Origin of the sequence: Aliidiomarina sp. (assembly GCF_047920995.1) — a bacterium.
Taxonomy (GTDB): domain Bacteria; phylum Pseudomonadota; class Gammaproteobacteria; order Enterobacterales; family Alteromonadaceae; genus Aliidiomarina.
Map to the genome: position 1 here is coordinate 1 of NZ_JBLRWZ010000038.1, position 22,969 is coordinate 22,969.

Genomic DNA, 22,969 nt, shown 5'->3' on the forward strand with positions numbered 1-22,969 from the left:
GCCAAGGTAGTTTAATTGCATAAGGCACGGCACAAGAGGTACTGGCGAACCAACAGGTAAAAGAAGTGTATTTAGGCGACCAATTCACCTTGTAATTTGCCAGAAAAGACCAATCATATAAGTAGGCGCACTTAACCATAGGTACTCGATTAAATCGCTATGAAGCCAGGCTTACAGCTGAAATTCAGCCAAAATCTTACGATGACCCCCCAGTTACAACAGGCGATACGTTTGTTGCAACTTTCATCGCTTGAGCTTCAGCATGAAATTCAAGATGCGCTCGATAACAATCCCCTGCTTGAGCAAATTGAAGATGAACCGGGCAGCATCTGGGAGCATGCGAATTCTGCAACGGCCTCTGATAGTTACTCTGCTGGTACCTCTAGTAGCGCTGGTAATGCGGGAGATGATGATTACGTGTACCAGGGCGAAACCAATGAAAGCCTGCATGATTATTTACGCTGGCAAATGCGCCTCTCGCACTTTTCGCCGGTAGATGAGCAAATTGCGCTCATTATTATCGATGCAGTTAACGAAAGTGGCTACCTCACGCAAGAAATCCCAGAAATTCTCGACGCCGCTATCGCTATACACGACACCATCACCAGTGAAGAAGTGGCCGTAGTGCTGAAGCGCATCCAGCATTTTGATCCGCTCGGAGTGGCTGCACGCAACGTGCGGGAATGCTTATTAATTCAACTAGAGCAGCTCAGTGCCGATACGCCAGCCCTGGCAGCAACGAAAAGAGTGGTAGATCAACATCTAGAGTTACTAGGTAAACATGATTACCGCACCCTCGCTCGCAAAACTCGCTATTCTGAAGCGGTTATTAAGCAAATACTCGATCTATTGCAGCATTTGAACCCCCGCCCCGGCGATGGCTTTACCGGCGGCACATCCGAATATGTAATCCCCGATGTGCAGGTACGCAAAAGTGGCGATCGCTGGGTTGTGGAATTAAACCCTAACACCGCGCCAAAATTGCGTGTAAATGAAACCTATGCTGCACTTAAGAACAGCCCATGCAGCACAGGTGATTCTCAATATATTCAACAACATATACAAGAAGCACGTTGGTTCATCAAAAGTATCGAAAGTAGAAATGAAACTTTAGTTAAAGTTGCCCATTGTATCGTACAGCGACAACAGGCATTCTTTGAGTATGGGCCGGAATCGATGAAACCAATGGTGCTCAGCGATGTCGCAGATAGTATAGGCATGCATGAATCAACAGTGTCGCGTGTTACCACACAAAAATTCATGCATACCCCACAAGGTGTTTTTGAGCTGAAGTATTTCTTTTCCAGCCATGTAAGCACCGATAATGGGGGAGAGTGTTCATCTACTGCAATTAGAGCATTTATTAAAAAGCTAGTTGCAGAGGAGAATCCTGGTAAGCCTTTGAGTGATAGTAAGCTCACTACACTACTGGCTGGTCAGGGTATTCAAGTAGCAAGACGGACCGTTGCGAAGTACCGGGAATCTTTAGGTATTCCAGCTTCGAGCCAAAGGAAGGTACTGCTTTAACCACGTCAAAAGAAGGAAGATGTGCTATGCAAATAAATCTTACTGGTCATCATGTAGACATTACTCCAGCACTTAGAGAATATGTAGATACTAAGTTTGCGAAGCTGGAACGTCATTTCGATCACATCAACAACGTTCATGTGATATTGAATGTTGAAAAACTTCTGCAGAAAGCGGAAGCCACTCTCCATCTCAACGGCGGTGAGGTTTTTGCAACTTCCGAGCACCAAGATATGTATGCAGCCATCGATTCGTTAATCGACAAGCTGGATCGCCAAGTTATTAAACATAAAGAAAAATTACGGAAACACTGAGGCGTATGAACCTTAAAGATATCCTGAGCCCCGATAGCACCCGGGTTGCTGTTGCAGAAAACAGCAAAAAGAAGATATTAGAACTGGTGAGCCAGCTTGTTGCACCTAAGCTTGCTGGCGTAAGCAAAGCTGATATTTTTGCAAGCCTATTACAGCGTGAACGTTTAGGTAGCACGGGTATCGGGCTCGGTATCGCAATCCCACATGGCCGGCTGGAAAATGCCGGCCAACCGGTTGCCGCGTTATTAACACTTGCTAGCCCAGTCGATTTTGATTCGATTGATAACCAGCCCGTAGATATAATTTTTGCGCTGTTGGTACCGAAAGAAAACCCAGAAATGCATTTACAAACATTATCGGCGGTTGCCTCCCAGCTAAATCAAAAAGATTGCTGTAGGGCGCTTCGCCAAGCTGCAACTAGTGCTGAGTTGTACGAAGCCTTTACTAAGGATTATGAGCCCAACCCATGCAATTAATTATTGTTAGCGGTAGATCAGGATCAGGAAAAACAGTAGCACTACGTGCGCTTGAAGATCTCGGCTACTATTGTGTTGATAATTTACCCGTAGCTTTGCTGCCAACCCTTGTGCATACCGTGAGTGAAAGCCACGAAAATATCGCCATATCCATTGATGTGCGGAATATTTCCGGCGAAAACGATGAATTAACCGATGCACTCGAATTTCTTCCGCACGAGATAAAGCCAGATATCCTCTATATTGATGCTTCTGATGAAGTACTAATTCGCCGCTACGGAGAAACCCGCCGTTCGCACCCGCTTTCGCGCGGCGATTACACCTTAGCCGATGCGATTATTGCTGAAGGGCAACTATTAGAAACGCTTGCTACCCAAGCATGCTGGCGAATTGATAGTAGTGAGCTCAGCGTGCATGAGCTGATTGAGCAAGTTACTGAGCGTGTATTGGGGCGCAAACAGAATAAATTAATGTTGGTATTCATGTCATTCGGCTTCAAACATGGTGTACCAAGTACCGCCGACACCGTTTTTGATGCTCGTATTCTACCAAACCCACATTGGGAGCCCGAACTGCGGCCCTTTAATGGCCTTGATGCTCCAGTACAAAACTATTTGGGTAAGCAGCCCATGGTAGCGGATTTTATTTACCAAACTCAGAACTTCATTAGCCATTGGCTACCCTACTTCCAGCGCAGTAACCGCAGTTATTTAACCATCGCTATCGGTTGCACTGGAGGCCAACACCGTTCGGTATATATTGTCGAAAAACTAGCCGAGCGGATAGCCGAGCTGCATCCGCACATTCGCATTAAACACCGCGAGCTGGATCGTAAACATGCCGAATCTTAGCCGTAGCATCGATATTCGTAACAAATTAGGGTTGCACGCAAGAGCCGCAACCAAGTTGGCGCGGCTTGCCAATGAGTTTGATGCCAAGATTACCATTGCCCAAGATGGCAAGGCTGTAGATGCGAGCAGTGTAATGGGCTTAATGTTACTGGCCAGCCAGCAAGGTAAAACCATCGAGATTAGCGCCACAGGTGCCGATGCAGAGGCGGCGCTGGAAGCGATTACGCAGTTAGTACAAAACCGCTTCCACGAAGACGAATAGCAGGCCTAAGCGCCGGCTATTTTCATATTCTCCACCAATACAGATCCAGAAAGAACGCCATGGCGCGGATCAACATCATCGGCCATTGCTACCATTTGCTGGAACATCTGCTTTAAATTACCCGCAATAGTAACTTCACTAACCGGGAATTGGATTTCGCCATTCTCTACCCAGAAACCTGCAGCACCACGGCTATAATCGCCGGTAACCATGTTTACGCCTTGGCCCATTAATTCCGTAACTAACAATCCACGGCCCATGCGCTTGCACAGTGCTGATAAATCCGCATCCAAATGGCTAGCCTTCGGCTGTACCCGCCAGTTATGAATGCCACCCGCATGGCCGGTGGTTTGCATACCGAGTTTGCGCGCCGCATAACTGGTAAGTAAGTAGGTTTCTAACACACCGTTTTGCACGATATCGCGAGCTTGGGTAACAACGCCTTCATGATCGAATGGGCTGGAAGCCAAACCGCCAGGAATGAGTGGATCTTCATGAATATCCAACCAATCTGGGAAAATGGGTTGGCCCAGGTGATCGAGCAAAAACGAGCTTTTGCGATATAAGCTGCCGCCGCTAATAGCGCCAGCGAACGAACCAAACAAATGGTGGGCCAAATCACTATGAAAGATAACCGGTGCTGAACACGTAGGAATCGAACGTGCCCCTAGGCGCGCCAATGTAGTAGCTGCCGCTTCTCGCGCTACCGCTTCTGGCGAGCTTAGGAGTGCCGGATTACGCGCCATAGTATAGGCGTAATCGCGTTCCATTTTCTCGCCTTCTTTGGCGATTGGCATACAGCTTAGGCTTTGCCGAGAACTCATGTAATGGCCGATAAAGCCATGGCTGTTGCCATACACCCGGAACCCGCAATGGCTGCTGTAGTGAGCGCCATCGGAGTTCACAATACGATCGTCCACCGAGAGCATTACCGCTTCACAGGCTAAAGCCTGCTCGGTGGCATATCCAGGGCTTTGATCAGCAGCATAAAATAATTCTGGCTCTGGATAACCAAACGCCATTAATTCTTTATCGGCAAGGCCCGCACAACTATCAGCTTCCGTAAAACGAGCAATAGCATCGGCCTTTTCCACCGCTATAGCCACCGCTTCTGGGGAAAGATCCGAGGTGCTCGCGCTACCCTTGCTTTGGCCACGATACACGGTGATGCCCAACGAGCCATCTTGATTAAATTCAACCGTTTCCACTTCGTTCAAGCGGGTACTTACGCTTAACCCACGGCTATGGGCAAGCGCACACTCCGCTGCTGATGCGCCACGCTTTTTCGCTTGCGCAAGGGCTTCATCAAGCGCCTGCAACGCACGATCTAAATCTGGTTGTAACTGCTCTGGTGCCGTTAAATTTGCTGATGTTTTTGTAGTAGCCAAAATGAACCTCAAAATATTGTGATGCGCCGCAGTGTATCGCCCTGCCACGCTTCCTGATAAACTTACCGCATTCTTTAGTTAGGTATTTAGCTATGCAACACGATAATTCGAAAAATGATTCGTTCAACGATGATGATTTAAGTAAAACAGCCCTGAAACGCCACTCTGCCGAAATGCATGATTTAGGCGTTAAGCTTGTGAAAATGGGCAACAATACTATTAAGCAACTGCCACTCGATGATGAACTGCTCAGTAACATCAAGTTGGCCAAGAAAATCGAGAACAAGCGCGAAGGCTTTCGCCGGCAGCTGCAGTTTCTTGCGAAACTATTGCGCCAACGCGATGTAGCGCCAATTCTTGCCGCTCTCGATGAAATTGAGAACCGCACTCTGTATCAAGCGGCGCATTTTCACAAACTCGAGCAATGGCGCGATCGTATTTTAAGCCAAGGCGATGATGCCATTCAGGCGTTTATTGATGAATACCCGCATGCTGATCGTCAGCAGCTGCGCCAATTCACTCGCCAAGCGCAAAAAGAAGAGCAACAAAATAAACCACCGGCTGCTGCTCGTGCACTGTTCAAATATATTCGCTCTGTGGCTGAGTAGTTCTCAGCCTACTCGGTTCCACCTACTGTTATGGCATCAATTTTAAGCGTTGGTTGGCCTACGCCAACTGGCACGCTTTGGCCATCTTTACCGCAAACACCAATGCCCGTATCTAAGGCTAAATCATTGCCTACCATTGATACTGCCGACATCGCATCAGGGCCATTACCGATTAAGGTAGCGCCTTTCAACGGTGCAGTGATTTTGCCATCTTCAATTAAATAAGCTTCGGAAGCCGAAAACACAAACTTACCCGAAGTAATATCTACCTGGCCACCTGAAAACTGCGGCGCGTAAATGCCTCGCTTCACTGAAGCAATGATTTCTTCCGGTGTTTTATCACCACCCAACATGTAGGTGTTGGTCATGCGCGGCATCGGCAAATGCGCATAGGATTCACGGCGGCCATTGCCGGTTGGGGCAACGCCCATTAAGCGCGCATTGAGCTTATCTTGCATGTAGCCTACTAAACGGCCATCTTCAATTAAGGTGTTGTATTGCGTTGGCGTACCTTCATCATCTACGCTTAACGAACCACGGCGATTACTGATGGTGCCATCATCTACAATGGTAATGCCTTTCGCGGCAACTTGCTCACCCATACGGCCGCTATATGAAGATGCGCCCTTACGGTTGAAATCGCCCTCTAAACCATGCCCTACGGCTTCGTGTAACAACACCCCTGGCCAACCTGAGCCCAATACCACTGGCATACTGCCTGCAGGCGCAGGCTGCGCTTCCAACATAATTAGCGCTTGCCGTACTGCTTCATCTACATAACTTTCGAAGCGTTGCGTTTCTGGGCCCTTACCATCAGTATCCAGCCATACCGGCTGCATAAAATAATGGTAATCAACTCTACCACCACCGCCTGATGAACCGCGTTCGCGGCGGCCATTTTGCTCCGCAAGCACGCTACAGTTTAAGCGCACCAAAGGGCGCACATCGCTGGCTAAAGTACCATCGGTAGCTGCTACCAACACATGCTCATAAGAACCGGTTAAGCTTACGCTTACTTCTTTAATGCGCGGATCTGCGGCACGAGCGCGCTTATCCATCGCTTGTAATAAGGCAATTTTCTTCGGCTCGGCCAAGCTATCGAGTGGGTTATCAACCCCGTACAGCGGGGTATGCTGCACCACGCTGAGCACGCCAACTTTGCGCTCAACACCCTGCTCGGCAATACCGCGTGCAGCTGCTGCAGCTCGTTTTAGCGCCGGCGGATCAATGCTATCGGCATACGCAAACCCGGTTTTCTCACCGCTAATGGCGCGCACACCAAGGCCACGCTCAATATTGAAGCTACCACTTTTAACAATGCTATCTTCCAGTACCCAGGCTTCGTGAATACTGCTTTGCAGATAGATATCTGCATAATCAACACTGCCGTTATACATACTTTGCAAGCTTTGCTGCAGCGCTGAATAATCTAAATCGGCACTATGTAACAAATGCTCGGCAACCTGAGTATCAATCATGAATAAACTGCACCTTAAATTGGTTATGTTGTTGCACCGGCATTTGCTGGCGCACTTTCGCTAATGTTTCTAAATCAAGTTCTAGGGTTAAAACACCAGGCTCTGCGCCTAGTTCGCCAATAATTTCGCCCCATGGATTCACCACCATACTATGGCCCCATGTTTCGCGGCCATCATCGTGCGTTCCCGTTTGGTTTGGCGCTAACATATACACTTGGTTTTCAATTGCTCGCGCCTGCAGAAGCGGCTGCCAATGCGCCGCGCCGGTAACTTTGGTAAACGCCGAAGGCAGGGTAATCAGCTCGGCGCCCATATTGCGCAATGCCCGAAACATCTCGGGGAAGCGTAAATCATAACACACCGCCAAACCCAGTTTCCCGAAAGGTGTATCTAGCACCACCAACTGCTCGCCAGGCTTGGTAAATTTCGATTCTTGATAGGTTTTGGTATTATCGTTTACGGCTGCATCGAACAAATGGATTTTATCGTAACGGCTAACTAACTTGCCATGCGCATCAAACAACAGCGATGCGGCTGCATAGCGATCATCCCCTTTAATCGCCATGGTGCCTGCGAGTATCCACACACCAAACTCGCAGCAGCAGGCTTGTATAAATTCTTGTACTGGGCCTAAGCCGAGCGGCTCCGCATATTTACCTTGTGCCGCTTCGCCGGCACCAAAGCGCGCAAAGGCTTCCGGAATAATCACTAAATGCGCCGGTGATGCTTCACCCTCAGGTTGCTCAGCCACCAAGTTCTGCAGCAGTTCGCGAATGATTTTTTTGTTCTCAGCAAAATCGGCCCGTGACGTAAATTGCAGCAAGCTAATTAGTGCTTTCGGCTTCGAGGAATTACTCATTACCACCCTCCCGTATCGCTTCCGTATTTTCCGGCAGTTCGCGGGGCAACACATCATCACCCATTTCTGGTAACTCTACTTCGCGGCTATCCCGCTTCACTTCGGTAACTACCGGCTCACTGATGGTGCCGGTAATTTCATATTCCAACCGGGAAATTACTTGCGCATCGTGTAGTACCCTATCGAGCACTAATGCCGCAATACCACTTGGCGGGTTCACCATAAATGCCAGCAATACCGGCAAGCTCGAGGTTACTTTGGGTACATAGCTCAGTTGATAATTTAACGATTCATCTAGCAAGTTAGTGTAACCGCGCACCAACATATCGCCCGCCGAGCCATTCATACGCGTGTTGTTAGTGCTCACTACACCATTATCGAGCTCGAGTGTGCCGCCGAACGAGGAATAGAACATGCCGCGGGCAAATATATCGCGGAAATCCAAAGTAAGCTTCCGTAACACACTTTCCAAACTCAATAATGAGAATATACGCGCACCGCCATCGGATACATCGCGCAAATAGCCAGCGCCAAAGTTCCACACTACTTCGCCACTCAGGGTTTCGGTATTCCAATCCTGCATCGCGCCCTGCCAATTTAAATCAAAATTAAAGTTGGCCGAAGAATCGCGCACAATGGAGTTATAACCCAGCTCATTTAGATACGAGCCAATATTGTTACTACGGAAGGTGCCGCGAATACCACTGGTTAAATCACTATCGGAGCCTTGCCAACCACCTCGGGCTTGCAGCACGGTATTGCCTTTACGCACTTCAAAGTTACGCAACTGTTCACCAGCCACCGCAGGCTCAAGGCGCATCGCTATTTCACCAAATTCACGCCCTTCATAACGGCATATGCGGCAGGTGAAAATAATTGGGGGCAATGTATCAAGCCAGCTACGATCCATATCTACCGCAGCGTTTTCAGTGCCCTCGTTTTCAGCATCGCCATTCAGCCCCGCCATGCTTGTCAACTCAAGGAAATCAGCAGCAATGGTGAGCTGGCCCGTACCAATTGTGCTCCAATCAATGCGGGCGCGGCCGTTCTCGGCGTTTACATCCAGCAACCAACCATCGCCACTACTACGCCCTTGTATCTGGGTTAACTGAAAGTTTTGCCCAAACCAATACATATTTTCAATACTGGCATCTACCCTGCTTAACGAGGGAACCCAAGCTTTACCTGAGCTATCATTTTCCGTAATCACCTCCAGCTCAGTACCAGCAATTGAAGGCTCGGCGCCGGCAATGCTTTGGGTGGCCGCACTGGTTAATGTGGTAATTACTGGCAACCATTCGCCTAAATCAGCTGCGGGTAACCCCGCCATAATGCGGAAGCCTGGTTCAGATCGCGCGCCCACTGTATAGGGGCTCTCGCCAATCTGCAGCTCCATCGCGTGAAAACCACCACTGCCAATTGCCATTTCGCCACGCAAGTTAGCAACCCCGGCGATATCAGCAACCGCATGCAACCTGTTTTCATCGCCATTTACAGCAATCGCTAAAGTGCGCTCTTCGCCCGCAGATTTCATAAAGGGTGCAGGTAAACGAATATCCGTGGCCGTTAAATCGGTAGCCATCAGCCATTGGTATTGATACCCCGCCGCACTAATCGCTAAGTTAAAATCTGCCTGCCATGCGGCCAAGCCGCTCATTTGATCTAACAATGGCACTTGCGCATGCTGCGCCCGCACCGCATCCATTTGCCAATCGCCTTGCACATCAGCCTGTAGCTCATAACCATCGGCTGTTGCATTGCCTGCTAATGTTAGTGCCACAGGCAAACCGAGCAGTAACGCAGAATCACTCGCTAAACTCAAATCGCCATTGCGAAAATCGAGCCGGCCCTGCACTTCTCGCAGCCATAAATTCACCGGTTCAATAAAAATATCTTGGCTATCGAGGTTTACATACCCCTCAGCAACTAATTCGGTGTTATCGCCCGCTAGGGGAATATCCAAAGTAAATGCGCCGGTAACTGTTCCGGCAGGATAAACTCGCTCTAACGCACCACCTACTGAGCCGGCCAATGAGCTCGCAGCAAACAATTGCTGCAATTGGCGGCCGTTCGCTGCAACATCGGCTGCAACGTGTAAATGCCGCGCGTTACCAGCGATATCACGAATTTCCGCATGCACTTGCGTAAGCGGAATACCATTTAACTCACCACCGCGCGTACGAATATCCAGTTGTTCATCATAAAATTGCAGAGTGGCTTGCGTGTTTTCCACAGCAGGCCAATCTTGCCGGAATTTATAGTGCAAATTGTTAATAATGGCTTGTGCTTGCAGCACACCTTGCGCATCTCGGTATGGGAAGCCTGCAAGCGGCCCACGCCACACCATCGCCAAGCTATCAACATCGCCATCCTGCAGTGCCTCGGTAAGGTAGTTACCTAGGTTCTCTCCTAGCTGCAGCGGTAGTAATGCCACCACATCGAGCACATCCATGCCGGTGCTGCCACCGGTGAGCAACCAATCTACTTTGGTGGCTTGATCAGCACCACCGGAGAAGCGCATTTGTTGCCGAATATCAGCGCCAGGCAAACTAAATTCGGCAGTATCAATATCAAGGTTCCACTGGCCATTCTCTTGCAACCAGCCGCCACGCACTTCCATTTTACTAAGCAACTTCGCATCGTTATAGGTGGCGGGTGAAATAAGCCGTACTTCCTCTCCCGCCAGCTTAAATTGGCCTTGTTGTAAGCTGCTCCACACTTCCATTTGCAAACCACTAATACCCGGCACGCCGCGATGTGGCTGCCAAGTAAGATCGCTGCCATTAGCATAAAACTGCCAATCACGCTGCTCATCTAAACGCACTTGCAAGGTTTGCAACTTGCCGCCCACTTGTAGGCCATCAAGCCAACCACCTAAGGCTGCGCCAGCAGAGCCAAATAAATTCCACAGCGGGCTAAAATCAATCAGCTCAATATCATTTACATTCCACAGGTGTTCACCGTTTTGGTATTGCCAGGTAACCTGCTCGAACTGCCACTGCAAATCATTCAGTGCCACTTTCATTGGCGCCGAGTTCAGCACCCAACCATCCTCTTGCGGAAACAGTGTCCACGCCGTAGCGGGCGTAACTAAGCGGTGCTCAGATTCCGTGCTCTGCCACTCTAAAATGTTCTGCTCGAAATTCAGCTGCCCATCTCCAAAGCGACCATTATCGAAATCAAGCCAACCTTGTAGGTTAAACTCTGCGCGGTTAATGGCGGAATTTTCGGTTAAGGCCTGCAGCCAGGGCGAGATATCTAGTTGCTGTGCTTCAATGAACACGCTGCCACTCATGGCGGTAAAGGAATCACCTTCCAGATCAACAATGAAATTCAGAGCATTAGCGGTAATATCCGGAATACTGAACAGCCCCACCGCCTGCCTACGTGAACCCTCGCGGCGCCAACTTAAACGCTGAATATCAATCGAACGTGGAGGTTGCTCAGCAAAATGCACGGTAACCACACCATTGCGTAGTTGAAAATGCTCTAACTGCTGCAATAGCAATTGTTCTAGCGTGGCTTGCAGCTCGTTGAACGAGCCCACTTCCGTGCTTTGCCGATAATAGATATCAAGCTGCACATCAGCGAGTTCAAAATGCTCAAACAGCACTTGCCGCTGCCAAAGGCTATTCCAAAAATCGATGCCCAAACTAAAGTTACCCACCGAGAAGGCCACATCATTGGTTTCATCCAAATCGAAGCGCACATCACGCAGCACTAATGCCGGGCCCGCGCCACTCCAGGTGGCCGAGAGGCTGCCGATAGCTATATCTTGCTGAAAGCGTTGGCTAAGTTGGGTTTCAATATCGCCACGAAAGTGATCGAGATACGGCAAACTAAAGCGCACTACACTAAGCAGCACAGCAAAGCCCACCAACAGTACTGCTACTGTTAGCCAGAGCTTGCGAATAAATAAACTTAAGGCGCTTTTAAAGGTCACTACATCATTACCACATCAAATTGCTCTTGATGATACAGAGGTTCAATTTGAACGTTAATTTGCTTCTCTACAAATACTTCTAACTCAGCAAGCGCGTGCGATTCATCATTTAACAACCGTTCGGCAACTGCCGCTGAAGCATACACAACAAACTTATCAGCAGCATAAGCGCGGTTCACCCGCACAATTTCACGCATAATTTCATAGCACACGGTATCTACGGTTTTCATAGAACCACGGCCCTTACACACTGGGCACTCAGAACTTAACACATGCTCTAAACTTTCTCGTGTGCGCTTGCGCGTTAGCTCTACCAAGCCCAACGAAGTAAACCCAGAAATACTGGTTTTTGCGTGGTCTTTGGCCAGTGCTAACTCTAAGCTATGCAACACTCGGCGTTTGTGATCATCATTTTGCATATCTATAAAATCGACAATAATAATGCCACCAAGGTTCCGTAACCGTAATTGCCGTGCAATGGCTTGGGTAGCTTCGGTGTTGGTATTGAAAATGGTTTCTTCCAAATTACGATGGCCAACAAAGGCACCGGTGTTGATATCAATGGTGGTCATGGCCTCGGTTTGATCAATCACCAAGGTGCCACCAGATTTCAACTGCACTCGACGATCGAGCGCCCGTTGAATTTCATTTTCAACATCGAATAAATCGAAAATTGGCCGCTCACCTTCGTAATATTCCAAACGATCCGCTAACTGCGGCACAAACTCTTCTACAAAGGTATGCAGTTGTTGAAAACTCAGCCGCGAATCTACCCGAATACGCTCAATTTCCACACCTACAAAATCACGCAGCACCCGCGCCGCTAGATTAAGATCTTCGTACAGCACACCGCCCTTAGAGTTTTTCTTCTTGCGCTCTTGAATTTTTTCCCACAGCCTGCGCAAAAATAGCGCATCTTGCTCCAACTCTTCGGTGCCAGCGCCTTCGGCTGCCGTGCGCACAATAAAACCTATTTCCGTATCACTAAACTTATTCACTACGCTGCGCAGGCGTTCGCGCTCGTCTTCGTTTTCAATGCGCTGGGAAACGCCCACATGATTAGAGCGTGGCATGAGCACCAAATAACGCGAAGGAATAGTTACATCGGTAGTAAGCCGAGCACCTTTGGTGCCCAGAGGATCCTTCACCACCTGCACCAAGATATATTGGCCTTGGCGCACCAAGCGGGCAATATCCGGCGGCGGCAGTTGCTCTCTATCAAGCTCTTCTAAGTTATCAATGCGGGTAATAATATCCGAGGCATGTAAAAACGCGGCTTTTTCCAAGCCGATATCCACAAAGGCGGCTTGCATGCCGGGCAATACGCGGCTTACTTTGCCAATGTACACGTTGCCCACTAGCCCGCGCCGAGCTTCGCGCTCAATATGTATTTCTTGTAAAATACCGTTTTCCACCAAGGCAACCCGGGTTTCACTCGGCGTTACGTTTACTAAAATTTCTGCACTCATTGATTGTTATCCGTTATTGCCTGCCACTGCTGCAGCAATTGTTCGGTTTCATAAAGCGGTAGGCCCACTACCGCAAAATAGCTACCACTAATGTGGCTCACAAATTTACCGGCTAGCCCTTGTATACCATAGCCACCAGCTTTATCGTGCGGCTCGCCAGTTTGCCAATAGGCGGCGATATCGGTGCTGCTAAGATTACGAAAGGTTACTTGCGTAGTTACCAAGGTTTGCCACTTCCCCACTGGGGTATGTAAGGCTACGGCTGTAAGTACTTGGTGCGTAGCGCCGCTTAAACGCTGCATCATACTGCTGAAGTGGGTAAAATCAGTTGGCTTTTCCATTACCGTATCGCCGGCTACCACTATCGTATCGGAGCCTAACACCCCAAATTCTGGGTGATTACTGGCTACCGCCGCCGCTTTTTCAGCCGCCAAACGCTGTACATAATCGGCTGGGCTTTCACCCGCTACTTGTTGTTCTGCAATATTGGCAGGCTCGGTAACAAAGGGCACTTGCAGCAGTGCCAGTAACTCCTTACGCCTGGGGGAGGCCGATGCTAATACTAGCGTGTGCATGCATACTCCTGCCGGTTGAATGAATTAATGCGCGGAAAGCCCTTAGCGTGGTTGAGAGCCCTTAGCGCAACTGAGAGCCCTTAGCGTGGTTGAAAGCCCTTAGCGCAACTGAGAGCCTTTAGCGCAACTGAAAACTGCGGCGAATTTTCCGCAGTACCAAGAAAACCCACGGCCAAAAAATGGCTGAACTTAAGGCTGGCCAAAAATAGTGCAGCATTAATGGTGCATTATTCAAATAATGCTCGAATAAATACACAATTGCCCGCCCTAAAAACACTAGCACCATTACTAATAACGCTTGTTGCGATAAAGAAAAATTGCGAATTCGTTTGTAATACTTCGCGGCGAGATACGCCACTAACGCATACGCTGCGGCATGAAAGCCAAGCGTTGAGCCAAGTAAAATATCCACCGCTAAACCCACCGCCGCGGCGTAACCGATGTTCACACGATGGGGCAAGGCAATAATCCAGTAAATCACCACCAATAGCGGCCATTCTGGGCGCCATACAGCCACTTGTATCGATATCGGCATCACCGCAAAAATCAGGCTCAACACGATAGTGATTAAAATAATACTGCGCTGCATAATTCTGCGGGTAAGCATCAGTTTTGCTCCTCAACAGGGCGCTGATTTTGTTCACGTAACTCTTGTTCACGTAACTCTTGTTCACGCTCATCAGCTTCAGAGCGAACCGGTTGAGTTTCGCTGCCGCTATCCCAAAGCAACAGCAACATCCGAATCCGATCTAAATTCGCAATCGGGGCAGCGGATACTTGCGCAAAGGGTAACGATTCATCCCGGGTAATGCGCTTAATGCGCGCCACAGGGTAACCCTCAGGGAATACTCCACCTAGCCCAGACGAAAACAATACATCGCCTTCTTGCAGTTCAGTGGAATGCGGCACATGCATTAACTCCAGCAGCGCAGTATCACCCACACCTTGTGCTATCACTCGAATACCACTCATTTCCGCCCGCGTGGGAATGGCATGGCTCTGGTCAGAAATGAGAATTACGCGTGCGGTAGTAACCCCCACATCGGCCACTTGGCCCACAATACCATCGGCATCAATTACTGGCTGGCCAATGTAAACCCCATGCCGAGTACCCTTGTTCACCACCACTTGATGAGAAAAGGGATCGGAATCCACCGCAATTACTTCAGCCACCATGCGCAAACGCTCTTCGCGGCTATCGCTGGCGAGCAACTCACGTAAACGATCGTTTTCCCGCACCAAAAACTGAAAACGCTGCAGTTGCCCTTGCAGCAGCAAGTTATCTTCTTTTAACTGGGTATTTTCACGCATAATACGGCGCCGTGATTGTACTTGGCTAATCACGTTATCTAAGGCCTGCTCGGGCATTACCGCTAGGTATTGTACGGGGCTTACCACCGAGTTTAGAAACGCCCGAATGGGCTGCATAGCACCAAGGCGATGGTCTGCAAAAATAAGCAAAAACGCTAGCAACAAGGCTAGCGTTAAGCGGGTTTTCAAAGAAACCCTTTGTAGGAACAGATGCGAAGACACTGGCTACTCGTCGCTAAACAAATCGCCACCATGCTCATCGATCAATTCCAGAGCTTTTCCGCCACCGCGAGCAACGCAGGTTAACGGATCATCAGCAATAATTACTGGAATGCCGGTTTCTTCCATGAGCAAACGATCGATATCGCGAAGTAATGCGCCACCACCGGTAAGCACCATGCCGCGCTCAGAAATATCTGAGGCCAATTCTGGTGGTGATTGCTCAAGTGCGTGCATTACTGCCGCAACAATCCCCATCAATGGTTCTTGCAGCGCTTCAAGAATTTCGTTGCTAGTGAGAGTAAACGAGCGTGGTACGCCTTCCGCGAGGTTACGGCCGCGAACTTCTAACTCGCGCACATCCTCACCTGGGTAAGCAGCACCAATTGTGTGCTTAATCCGCTCTGCGGTAGCATCACCAATGAGTGAGCCAAAGTTACGGCGTACATAACTAATAATGGCTTCATCAAACTTATCACCACCAATACGTACTGAGCTTGAGTACACCACACCATTCAGAGAAATAATGGCAACTTCAGTAGTACCACCACCGATATCCACAACCATGGAGCCGGTTGGTTCTGAAACAGGCAAGCCGGCACCAATTGCAGCAGCCATTGGCTCATCAATTAATACTACTTGGCGAGCACCGGCACCCAATGCAGATTCGCGAATGGCGCGGCGTTCAACTTGCGTTGCGCCATAAGGCACACATACCAAAACCCGCGGGCTTGGGCGCAAATAATTATTTTCATGTACTTGTTTAATGAAGTGTTGCAGCATTTTCTCGGTAACGTGAAAATCAGCGATTACGCCATCTTTCATCGGCCGAATGGCTTTAATATTGCCAGGCGTTCTACCCAACATTTGCTTCGCCGCATGGCCTACCGCCGCAACGCTCTTATTACCGCCAGCGTGATCTTGCCGAATCGCCACTACGGAAGGCTCATTCAATACGATGCCTTTTTCTTTAACGTAAATGAGAGTGTTCGCTGTTCCCAAATCGATTGATAAATCGTTGGAAAACAAACCACGCAACTTCTTAAACATGAGGGGCTGTTCCCTTTATGGTAATTATATGGTTCGAAAGGCTTAACTTTAGCAAGCTGCGATCACGCGAGCAAGCGAGTTGTAGCGCTTTTGCAAGATTTATACAATTTAGTTTTATTAACTCAATTGCGCATTGTAACCGTTTCGTAATCGAACTTCGCTATTTTGTAACATTACTACAAAAAACACGGAATTCGCCATGCACTACCACCGCACAAAGTTACCAAAGTTATCTACATCAGGAAGACACCATATCAACCGAAAGGTTCCGCCAGCGATTACAGCCCTGCGCCAAGCGGTTGTTATCACGAAAAGATCGTTGTCACGAAAAGATCGCCAACACGTAACAGTTTCGTAACAGGATCCGAACCCAGCTGTAATATTAACTTTTTATGATGCTATCCCATCATTACTACAACGATGGGATCATCTAATGAAAACCACACATCACTCGCGCAAGCGGAATTTCGCTCAAAAAACCCTTGTTTCAGTTGCCGTGGCAGCGGCTCTTACGGGTTACGTTGCCACTGTTCAAGCACAAACCTATGTGAATGCAACCGCCTCTTCGGTACAAACCATTGCGGCGCCAGCCATTCGGGGGCAAGTAGTAAGCCCTAATGGTCAGTTTTTACAAGGCGCTATCATTCGCCTTATGGGCACTAACCGCGAAACCACAACAGATCGCCAAGGGCGTTTTCGTTTTGATGGCTTAACTGCGGGTACGTATGAAGTAAGTGTTGATTACCTCGGTTTTGCGAACCAAACCGTAGCTGCAACCGTTACAGCTAACGCCGGCCAAGAGTTTATATTTGAACTTGAAGCACTTGCCGTTGAGCGTATTCAAGTAGTAGGTAGCCGCGATGCGCAGGCACGAGCACTAAACGCTCAGCGTTCAGCTGATAACATCAAATCGGTTGTATCGTCTGATTTCCTTGGCCGCTTCCCAGATGCCAACGTAGCCGAATCAATGCAGCGTTTACCAGGCGCTTCCATTCAACGAGACCAAGGCGAAGGCCGTTATGTAAACGTTCGTGGTGCCCCATTAGAGTATGCAAACGTATCTATTGATGGAGTGGTACTTCCTTCTCCGGATGGCGGTTCACGCGCAGTAGATTTAGATACTATTCCTTCAGATGTAATTGCCGCGTTAGAGCTAACCAAAGCAGTAACCCCCGATATGGATGCGGATGCAATTGCCGGTAATATTAATATCGTTACGCAAGGCGCACTCGATGCACCAGGCCGTATTATGCGCGGTAGTTTAGCTTTGGGCCGCAACGAAAAAGGCAATGGCGATTCGCACCGTGTTGCGGCTACCTTTGGTGATCGCATCGGCGATAGCAACAACCTCGGTTTCTTGGTATCCGTTAGCGATAGCGAAACCAACCGGGTTACCGATAACGTGGAAACTGTGTGGTTTGAAAATGATGATGGCGTGTTTTTACCGGAAGAAAATGAATTTAAAGATTACGAAGTAAAACGCAGCCGCACCGGCGCCAGTGCGCGCATGGATTTTCGCCCAACTGATAATGCGCATTTCTACCTCAGCCACAATTATTCGCGCTTCGAAGATGCCGAATTTCGTGATTCATTGGTTATCGAATATGATCGCTACGAAGCAGGCGCAAACGCCATAACAGGTATTTCTGGCCGCACTACTTTCGAGAAGGAAATGCGTAACCGTACGGTTGTAAATCGTATTAACACTACGCAATTTGGTGGTCGCCACTTTCTCGATACTTTAACCATCGATTATTCAGCTGCTTACACTCGTGCTTCGCAAAATTATCCAGATCGCGATTACCTTTTATATCGCGAAACTTCACGCCCACGTATGGCTTACGATTACAGCAATCCAGATTTGCCAACCTTCCAAGTTTTAGATGGCGATAACAATGTAGTGCGCACTGATTTTAATTTCCCTTTAGAAGATTTTCGCTGGCGCCGTTATGAGCGTCGCTTCGGTGATGCAGAGGATAAAGAACAAGCGTATGCTTTAAACTTCACCATGCCCGGTGAATGGGGTAACGCATACTCTACCTTCAAGTTTGGCGCTAAAATGCGCTTACGTGAAAAGTTCAACGATGAAGATCGCAGCCGCAATAGCGTAGGTACTGGCGCGCCGGCATTTACCGATGTAATTATCGATCGTAACTCTGTTCCGTTCGGTGGCTTCTACAATAATGGCCCGAAAATGATTCGAAACTTTGTCGATGTTTATGGCTCATTATTCGAGAATGAAGATTTTCGCCCACGTGTAGCGGCCTCAATTACCGGCGATTACCAAGCAAGTGAAGATACCTATGCTGCATACGCGATGAATACCTTGGCGTGGCAAGATACTACACTGGTGTTTGGTGTGCGTGTAGAGCACACCAAAATCACCGGTAGTGCGTTTGAGTTTGATGAAGATACGGAAGAATCTTCACCTTTGAGCGCTAGCAGCGATTACACCAAAGTGTTCCCGAGTGTTCACTTACGCCACGAGCTAAATAACGGCGTAATTCTTCGCGCAGCATACAGCACCGCATTAAGCCGCCCGAACTTCGAAGATATGGCACCGTACGTAATTGTGGAAGACCGTGAAACCGGTGCAGGTAGTGTTGATATTGGTAACACCGATTTACAACCAACCTTTGCACATAACTTTGATTTTATGGCGGAATACTACATTGAACCGCTTGGGTTAATTTCTGGTGGTGTGTTCTACAAAGATTTATCAGACCCTATCTTTAAAGCCCGCAGCACGTTCGTTGGCGGCGAGTTCGATGGCTTCCGTATGGTGCGCCCAGAAAACGCGAAAAGCGGTGAGCTTTACGGTTTCGAGTTCAACTGGCAGCAATCATTAGCTAACTTACCAGGTGCATGGTCTGGCTTAGGTTTCTTAGCTAACTTTACCTATACCGAATCATCTGCAGATTTGCCATTCGGCATCGGCAAAACAGATTTAGCCGGTACTAGTAAAAACACCTATAACCTTGGCCTTAGCTACGATTCAGAGCGAGTAAGTGCACAACTCGCTTACAACTACCGTTCCGAGTTTATTGATAGCTATGATACCGCGAACCCGAACTTAAACGTGTATTGGGATGGTAGAGGCACCATGGATTTCACCCTAAGCTACAAGCTAAACAATATGTTCACCATGTTTATGGAAGCAAGTAACTTAACAGATACCAAAGCAGTGCGTTACCAAGGTGATCGCAGCCGGGTATTTGAGCATGAGCAGTTTGGCCGCGCTTGGCAAGTAGGCGTGCGCGCTAACTTCTAAAGCGTTGCTTTAAGGTGATGAGAGTATAGCCAGCGCGCAGGGAAGCACGTTGGCTTTTTATTTTTCTCTGCGCGCATGATTACACAGATCTGTAGCGCATTGATTGAGAGGTTTATGTATGTTTCTAACCACAATGATTAGTTCATTCCTGTTACCATTGGCCGCCAACGCGGCCATCGATAACACCCAGAGCGTGCCACAATACACTCACGTAGAGCGCAACACCTTGGTACCGGCAGGTGCTGTGCGTTATGCACCTAGCATTTTTCCAGACCGCATCGTATTGGTGCCTGCGGCAGATGCAGCTACTGCACAAGGTGTAAGCTGGCGAACTGATGCCTCCGTGGCGCATGCAGTAGCAGAAATCGCGCCAGCACTTGCTACACCGGGTTTGCATTACCAATCGCTCGCAGTGCAGGGCAAAACAATGGCGCTGAGCACGAGTAACGGTGATGCGCATCACCACCACGTTACCTTTAGCGATCTAGAACCGGATACTCTATACGCCTATCGGGTGCGCGGTGGCAGCGCACAAGAAGGTGATGCGCCAGCGCAAGTGGCGTGGAGCGAGTGGTTCCAGTTCCGCACCCCCACTGCCGAATTTAGCCCGTATACAGCGGTGTATTTCGGAGACGCGCAAAACGCCGTGAAATCGCATTTCTCGCGGGTGATTCGCGAAGCATTTCGTAGCGCACCTGAAGCAATGATTATGGTGCATGCGGGTGATTTAGTGAACTCACGCTATGGTGAACATGACGATGAATGGGGAGAGTGGTTTGATGCCGGCGGTTGGTTACACGGTATGGTGAATCAATTCGCCGCACCGGGTAACCATGAATACATTGAGCACGAGAGTGGCCCGCGCACTATTGTGCCGCAATGGGCTGCTCATTTTGGCGTACCGAAAAATGGCCCCGAACCACTGCAAAGTTCAGTGTATTACACCGATTTTCAAGGGGTGCGCTACATTGCCTTAGATTCCATGCAAGCATTGCAAAGTGAAGAATACGCAATATTGCAGGCCGATTGGTTACGCGAAGTACTGCGCAACAACCCAAATCAGTGGACCATTGTAAGCCATCACCACCCGATGTTTTCGGTATCGCTAGGGCGCGATAACCCACCGTTGCGCCAACACTGGCAGCCAATATACGAAGAGTTTGGCGTTGATCTCGTGCTACAAGGGCACGATCATACCTATGGTAGAGGCCAAAACATAACCGAAGGTACGAGTGGCCAACTAAGTGCCCAAGGCCCAATGTATGTGGTTTCGGTAGCAGGGCCAAAAATGTACTTAGTAACTGAGCAGGCAGAGCAACAAATGCAGGCTACCGCCGAAGAGTTACAGCTGTTTCAAACATTGCACTTCACTGCCAACACTTTGCGCTACCAAGCGCGCACAGTTACTGGCGAATTGTTCGATGCGTTTGATTTAAGCCGCGATGAAAATGGCAATGTAACCGTTGTGGATCGAGGCATCGATGAGGCCTCGCCCTTGTTTATGCATCGTTGCACTAATCCAAACAAGCCGCGGGAAACTCGTTGCTGGAATGGTACCGAGGTAATTCAACCTTAGCTCGTTTTGCCAAGTAAATTAACAAAGAACGTGTTGGCCTCACGTTCTTTGTTGTTACTCGGCTAACAGATCGTTGTACAGTGTGCGAATCCAGCGTTCTTCGTTAATAAAGTTCCAGCTCCAATCGGCCCACTCTGCACCCAGGCCAGCAGCCACCATGGTATCCACATCAGCGCCAGCAGCATGCCATGCACGCACTTGTTCACGCGTTGCAATAATCATATCGTGTAGCCGCAAGTAACCGGTTTTGTTCATTAGCGGGCCATGCCCCGGCACAATTTGCGTATGCTCATCCATGTTCTCGGTAAGGGCGGCAATCGCATCAATATAACCCTGCACCGTACCACCGGCATTTAAATCAATGAATGGGAAACGATCAACAAAGAATAAATCCCCCACATGCACAATGTTATGGCCATCTACCCACACCACCATATCGCCATCGGTATGCGCAGTTGCGTAATGATGCATGGTTAGTGAGTGCTCACCTAAGTTCATTTGCAGCCAGTGATCAGCCAAAATAGTAGGCAAACCAGTACGCGGAAACTCTTCATTAGCGGCCAACCGCTCGCGCACATTGCGATGCGCAATGATTTTCGCGCCAAGCTCTTCACCTAAATATTGGTTAGCACCCACATGATCACCATGAAAGTGCGTGTTAAACAAATACGTAAGCGGCACCTCGGCAAGGGTAGCAATTTTATCGGCAATACTCTCCGCCATGCGCGCAAATTGCGCATCTACCAGCAGCGTATGCGTTGGTGTGGTTACCAACATCATGTTACCGCCCTGCCCCTCAAGCATATATACGCCTTCGGCTAACTTAGTTTCTCGCACTTCTTGCACTTGTTGAGCCACAGCAGTTGCCGAAAAAGCCATTAATGTTGCCACCAATGCCACCAATGCCGCCAGCGCAGCTGCCGTTAACACGCGCTGAAAGTGATTACCTAGTTTGAAAAATTGCATGCGTTTGCTCCTATAAACAAAAATGCTGCACTTCACTATTCACTACACCGGTAGTTATAGTAGAAATGCAGCACTTTGGATCGTTTATTCACTTTCATGGGGCTAACGTTGGGGTAACGGCAAATTTAACTGCAACGGCCCTAGTTAATATGAGCTAACAAGCACCGGAACGAATATAGCCTTGGCTTTGCACACATACATTGCGAGCAGTACTGCCGCTGATGGTGATCTGCAGGCTATTAGTAGAGCATACTTCCGCAGTAACTTCGTGCCCAACCGAAACAGGGCAACCCAAAGCATTAAAGCGGAAACCAGTGTTAGCGGCAGGAATCGGAGACACTACGTTCAAATTAATATTTGCTGGCAATACAATCTGCCTATCTGCTGCAATCGCAGCGCCACACTCATAGGGTGTTGCGGTTCTAGCCGGAATATCAATCGTTACCCCATAGCAGCGAGATGCGGTATCCTGCATTGCGCGTTGCTGCTGTAAACGCAGCATACTTAAAAAGCGCGCTTCGGCAGCAGCTTCATCTACACCATCACGGCCGAAAATACGCGGGCCAGCGGTAACCGATAAAATACCAAGAAGAATGATAACAATGATAAGCTCAACAAGCGTAAAGCCTTGAGAAGATGAAGGGATTTTCGTACTTCTATGCGTACTTCCATGCATTTGCACTGCGGGCGATGATTTCACCACATAACTCCCAAAATAACTTCCAACGTAACTCACGTAGCAAACTCCACGCTGCTGATTGAATCTAATCATAGACACTTACAAGAGTAAACGACATATGAAGAACATTATATAAACAAGTTCATG

Annotated in this window: 19 protein-coding genes and 1 pseudogene; 9 read left to right on the forward strand and 11 right to left on the reverse strand. The window is 48.8% G+C overall.

What is annotated here, in order from left to right; translation table 11 throughout:
- Window positions 1–26 precede the first annotated feature (26 nt).
- From ACNA7P_RS09655 to ACNA7P_RS09680, 6 genes and pseudogenes are all read left to right on the forward strand, one after another.
- Window positions 27–95 (forward strand): annotated as a pseudogene (locus ACNA7P_RS09655) (hypothetical protein); the annotation flags it as partial.
- A gap of 64 nt (window positions 96–159) precedes the next feature.
- Window positions 160–1,527, forward strand: coding sequence for an RNA polymerase factor sigma-54 (locus tag ACNA7P_RS09660; protein ID WP_416258423.1), 1,368 nt, complete (start codon window positions 160–162; stop codon window positions 1,525–1,527).
- 26 nt (window positions 1,528–1,553) lie between these two features.
- A complete protein-coding gene (gene hpf / locus ACNA7P_RS09665) occupies window positions 1,554–1,841 on the forward strand; it encodes a ribosome hibernation promoting factor (RefSeq protein WP_416258424.1) in 288 nt (95 codons plus the stop codon).
- A gap of 5 nt (window positions 1,842–1,846) precedes the next feature.
- A complete protein-coding gene (ptsN, locus tag ACNA7P_RS09670; protein ID WP_416258425.1) occupies window positions 1,847–2,317 on the forward strand; it encodes a PTS IIA-like nitrogen regulatory protein PtsN in 471 nt (156 codons plus the stop codon).
- A complete protein-coding gene (rapZ, locus tag ACNA7P_RS09675) occupies window positions 2,308–3,168 on the forward strand; it encodes an RNase adapter RapZ (RefSeq protein ID WP_416258426.1) in 861 nt (286 codons plus the stop codon). Before ptsN ends, rapZ begins: the two co-directional genes overlap by 10 nt.
- On the forward strand, window positions 3,155–3,430 hold the full coding sequence (locus ACNA7P_RS09680; RefSeq protein ID WP_416258427.1) for an HPr family phosphocarrier protein: 276 nt from the start codon (window positions 3,155–3,157) through the stop codon (window positions 3,428–3,430). Before rapZ ends, ACNA7P_RS09680 begins: the two co-directional genes overlap by 14 nt.
- 5 nt (window positions 3,431–3,435) lie before the next feature.
- Here ACNA7P_RS09680 and pmbA read toward each other — a convergent pair whose 3' ends face one another.
- On the reverse strand, window positions 3,436–4,821 hold the full coding sequence (pmbA, locus tag ACNA7P_RS09685) for a metalloprotease PmbA (RefSeq protein ID WP_416258440.1): 1,386 nt from the start codon (window positions 4,819–4,821) through the stop codon (window positions 3,436–3,438).
- Window positions 4,822–4,910: 89 nt separating this feature from the next.
- On the opposite strand from pmbA, the gene yjgA reads away from it, so the two are divergent.
- On the forward strand, window positions 4,911–5,426 hold the full coding sequence (gene yjgA / locus ACNA7P_RS09690; RefSeq protein ID WP_416258428.1) for a ribosome biogenesis factor YjgA: 516 nt from the start codon (window positions 4,911–4,913) through the stop codon (window positions 5,424–5,426).
- Window positions 5,427–5,434: 8 nt separating this feature from the next.
- Here yjgA and tldD read toward each other — a convergent pair whose 3' ends face one another.
- The 8 genes from tldD to ACNA7P_RS09730 form a co-directional block, all read right to left on the reverse strand.
- On the reverse strand, window positions 5,435–6,901 hold the full coding sequence (gene tldD, locus ACNA7P_RS09695; RefSeq protein ID WP_416258441.1) for a metalloprotease TldD: 1,467 nt from the start codon (window positions 6,899–6,901) through the stop codon (window positions 5,435–5,437).
- Entirely contained in the window at window positions 6,897–7,763 is an 867-nt protein-coding gene (locus ACNA7P_RS09700; protein ID WP_416258429.1) for a carbon-nitrogen hydrolase family protein, read from the reverse strand. Before ACNA7P_RS09700 ends, tldD begins: the two co-directional genes overlap by 5 nt.
- Entirely contained in the window at window positions 7,756–11,706 is a 3,951-nt protein-coding gene (locus ACNA7P_RS09705) for a YhdP family protein (RefSeq protein WP_416258430.1), read from the reverse strand. The genes ACNA7P_RS09700 and ACNA7P_RS09705 overlap by 8 nt, the downstream gene beginning before the upstream one ends.
- The gene (rng, locus tag ACNA7P_RS09710; protein ID WP_416258431.1) at window positions 11,706–13,175 is read right to left on the reverse strand and encodes a ribonuclease G; all 1,470 of its coding nucleotides are present in this window, start codon (window positions 13,173–13,175) and stop codon (window positions 11,706–11,708) included. Before rng ends, ACNA7P_RS09705 begins: the two co-directional genes overlap by 1 nt.
- A complete protein-coding gene (locus tag ACNA7P_RS09715; RefSeq protein WP_416258432.1) occupies window positions 13,172–13,750 on the reverse strand; it encodes a Maf family protein in 579 nt (192 codons plus the stop codon). Before ACNA7P_RS09715 ends, rng begins: the two co-directional genes overlap by 4 nt.
- A 118-nt stretch (window positions 13,751–13,868) precedes the next feature.
- The gene (gene mreD / locus ACNA7P_RS09720; protein WP_416258433.1) at window positions 13,869–14,357 is read right to left on the reverse strand and encodes a rod shape-determining protein MreD; all 489 of its coding nucleotides are present in this window, start codon (window positions 14,355–14,357) and stop codon (window positions 13,869–13,871) included.
- Complete coding sequence (gene mreC / locus ACNA7P_RS09725; protein ID WP_416258434.1) at window positions 14,357–15,283, reverse strand: rod shape-determining protein MreC; 927 nt, start codon at window positions 15,281–15,283, stop codon at window positions 14,357–14,359. The genes mreD and mreC overlap by 1 nt, the downstream gene beginning before the upstream one ends.
- A 3-nt stretch (window positions 15,284–15,286) precedes the next feature.
- Entirely contained in the window at window positions 15,287–16,330 is a 1,044-nt protein-coding gene (locus tag ACNA7P_RS09730; RefSeq protein ID WP_416258435.1) for a rod shape-determining protein, read from the reverse strand.
- A gap of 433 nt (window positions 16,331–16,763) precedes the next feature.
- Between ACNA7P_RS09730 and ACNA7P_RS09735 the strand changes: the two genes are divergently transcribed.
- Complete coding sequence (locus tag ACNA7P_RS09735; protein WP_416258436.1) at window positions 16,764–19,601, forward strand: TonB-dependent receptor; 2,838 nt, start codon at window positions 16,764–16,766, stop codon at window positions 19,599–19,601.
- A 118-nt stretch (window positions 19,602–19,719) separates the two neighbouring features.
- The gene (locus ACNA7P_RS09740; protein ID WP_416258437.1) at window positions 19,720–21,177 is read left to right on the forward strand and encodes a fibronectin type III domain-containing protein; all 1,458 of its coding nucleotides are present in this window, start codon (window positions 19,720–19,722) and stop codon (window positions 21,175–21,177) included.
- Between the two features lie 54 nt (window positions 21,178–21,231).
- Here ACNA7P_RS09740 and ACNA7P_RS09745 read toward each other — a convergent pair whose 3' ends face one another.
- A complete protein-coding gene (locus ACNA7P_RS09745; protein ID WP_416258438.1) occupies window positions 21,232–22,143 on the reverse strand; it encodes an MBL fold metallo-hydrolase in 912 nt (303 codons plus the stop codon).
- Window positions 22,144–22,297: 154 nt separating this feature from the next.
- Window positions 22,298–22,879, reverse strand: a complete 582-nt coding sequence (locus ACNA7P_RS09750) for a prepilin-type N-terminal cleavage/methylation domain-containing protein (RefSeq protein ID WP_416258439.1) — start codon at window positions 22,877–22,879, stop codon at window positions 22,298–22,300.
- Window positions 22,880–22,969: the final 90 nt, after the last annotated feature.

Coding starts and splice junctions, on each gene's coding strand:
- ACNA7P_RS09740 (WP_416258437.1), top strand. CDS start 19,720: ATGTTTCTAACCACAATGATTAGTTCATTCCTGTTACCATTGGCCGCC.
- mreD (WP_416258433.1), bottom strand. CDS start 14,357: ATGCTTACCCGCAGAATTATGCAGCGCAGTATTATTTTAATCACTATC.
- ACNA7P_RS09660 (WP_416258423.1), top strand. CDS start 160: ATGAAGCCAGGCTTACAGCTGAAATTCAGCCAAAATCTTACGATGACC.
- ACNA7P_RS09745 (WP_416258438.1), bottom strand. CDS start 22,143: ATGCAATTTTTCAAACTAGGTAATCACTTTCAGCGCGTGTTAACGGCA.
- rapZ (WP_416258426.1), top strand. CDS start 2,308: ATGCAATTAATTATTGTTAGCGGTAGATCAGGATCAGGAAAAACAGTA.
- rng (WP_416258431.1), bottom strand. CDS start 13,175: ATGAGTGCAGAAATTTTAGTAAACGTAACGCCGAGTGAAACCCGGGTT.
- ACNA7P_RS09735 (WP_416258436.1), top strand. CDS start 16,764: ATGAAAACCACACATCACTCGCGCAAGCGGAATTTCGCTCAAAAAACC.
- ptsN (WP_416258425.1), top strand. CDS start 1,847: ATGAACCTTAAAGATATCCTGAGCCCCGATAGCACCCGGGTTGCTGTT.
- hpf (WP_416258424.1), top strand. CDS start 1,554: ATGCAAATAAATCTTACTGGTCATCATGTAGACATTACTCCAGCACTT.
- ACNA7P_RS09700 (WP_416258429.1), bottom strand. CDS start 7,763: ATGAGTAATTCCTCGAAGCCGAAAGCACTAATTAGCTTGCTGCAATTT.
- ACNA7P_RS09680 (WP_416258427.1), top strand. CDS start 3,155: ATGCCGAATCTTAGCCGTAGCATCGATATTCGTAACAAATTAGGGTTG.
- ACNA7P_RS09730 (WP_416258435.1), bottom strand. CDS start 16,330: ATGTTTAAGAAGTTGCGTGGTTTGTTTTCCAACGATTTATCAATCGAT.
- ACNA7P_RS09715 (WP_416258432.1), bottom strand. CDS start 13,750: ATGCACACGCTAGTATTAGCATCGGCCTCCCCCAGGCGTAAGGAGTTA.
- yjgA (WP_416258428.1), top strand. CDS start 4,911: ATGCAACACGATAATTCGAAAAATGATTCGTTCAACGATGATGATTTA.